Genomic DNA, 654 nt, shown 5'->3' on the forward strand with positions numbered 1-654 from the left:
CGCGCTGGACCATGTGCAATCGCTGGCGCATGCGCGCTTTGGCGGGCTGACCGGCCTGCGCTTCAACATCGGGCGCGTGGAAGGCGGGATCAAGGCCAACATGATCGCCCCGGCGGCCGAGGTGCGGTTCGGTTTCCGTCCGCTGCCGTCGATGGACATCGACGCGCTGCTGGCCACCTTCGCCGGGTTTGCCGAGCCGGAGGCCGCGGTGTTCACCGAGACCTTCCGTGGCCCGAGCTTCCCGGCCGGTGACATCGCCGAGGCCGAGAACCGCCGCCTGGCCGCGCGTGACGTGGCCGATGCACTGGAAATCCCGATCGGCAACGCGGTGGACTTCTGGACCGAAGCCTCCTTGTTCTCCGCCGGGGGCTACACCACGCTGGTGTACGGCCCGGGCGACATCGCCCAGGCCCACACCGCCGATGAGTTCGTGACGCTGGAACAGCTGCAGCGTTACGCCGCGTCGGTGCACCGCATCATCGCCCAAGGCGCCTGACGCCATGATCCCGTCGTGGCCTGCCACTGACGGTTCCCCCATCGCGGCCCCGGCCGCCTGTGACGATACCGAAATGCCTTCTTCCCAGCCCCACCGCCAGACCCGTCAAACCATCGTGCGCCTGCTCTCCAGCATGGCCAGCGCGAAGGAGATCAGCC

1 protein-coding gene is annotated in these 654 nt (G+C 68.7%); it reads left to right on the forward strand.

The genetic code is table 11. The features are described from left to right. A partial coding sequence (locus ACXJKJ_RS30845; protein ID WP_457395331.1) for a M20/M25/M40 family metallo-hydrolase occupies nt 1-496 on the forward strand: 496 nt, incomplete at its 5' end. Nucleotides 497-654 lie beyond the last annotated feature (158 nt).

Source organism: Roseateles sp. P5_E1, assembly GCF_054049335.1.